We start from the raw sequence: 1,200 nt of genomic DNA on the forward strand, positions 1-1,200 counted from the left end.
ACGGTGATCGAAATCGCACCATTCGGTGTAAATTTAACGGCATTGCTCAGCAGGTTCATTAAGATTTGTCTTAACTTAGTGACGTCTCCCATAACCTGATCCGGTACGTCTGGAGCAACAGATGTTGTAATCTCAATATTTTTCACCAATGCTCTGGGAAGAATGAGATGAAGCGTCTCGGATATTACATCTCTTAAACCGAGGGGTTCCATCATCAGTTCCGTTCGACCTGATTCGATCTTGGAGAAATCCAATATATCATTAATAATATTGAGCAGGGTGGTCCCGCTTTGCTTAATAATCTGCACATAATTCTGTTGTTCTTCATCCAAGTTCGTTTCCAGCATGAGATCCGTCATCCCGATAACGCCATTCATCGGGGTGCGAATTTCATGGCTCATGATCGCCAGGAATTCGCTCTTGGCTTTGTTCGTCTTCTCCGCCGCTTCCTTCTCAATCATTAAGCGCTTCTGCAGTGTCATATCTTTGGCGATGAGATAGAATCCAACGTACTCTCCGTGGATGATAATAGGAGCCAGCGTCGCCAGTACCTCAACCACTCGCCCATTCTTGTGACGGACATGCTGGATTGCTCTTTCAACTGCAGCATAATCTGTTCGATTAGACAATATATTCGATAAATTACTTTTCCCAATTAGATGAGCAATGCTCGTTCCAATTAAATCCTGAATCGTGTAACCGGATAGTTGCTCTGCCATCTGGTTTCCATTAATAATGACGCCTTCCAAAGTAAACGAAATAATGGCATCATGGTTATACTTCTTGAGCGAGGTATAACGTTCAATACTTACTTGAAGCTTCTGCTCAGCTACCTTGCTGTCCGTAATATCAACCATTTGCGAGATAAAAAAGAGCGGTGTATGGTCGGTATCGTCACGAACCAAAGAGACGTGAATCGAAGCCCATATTTGATGCCCATCCTTATGAACATATTGCTTCTCTACCGCCAAGTTCGTCGCCGTCTCATCCAGGGAGAGCTGCTCATCCATACCATCCGGATAAATATAATTCGTAGCCGGCTGCTGCATTAACTCAGCTTCGGTATACCCCAGCATATTACATGCTGCCGGATTTACGCTGATCCATTTTCCGTCCGTCGTCACAAGGGCAATGCCAATCGGAGCGCTTTTGTATACATGTTCAAACAATGCCTGTTGGCTAAATATGCTGATATCACTC

1 protein-coding gene is annotated in these 1,200 nt (G+C 44.2%); it reads right to left on the minus strand.

The window, feature by feature from the left end; genetic code table 11:
* Window positions 1–1,200, minus strand: a 1,200-nt coding sequence (locus ACFRAK_RS29200; protein ID WP_394573230.1) for a PAS domain S-box protein, incomplete at both ends; no start/stop codon positions are given.

The organism is Peribacillus sp. NPDC056705, from assembly GCF_043656335.1.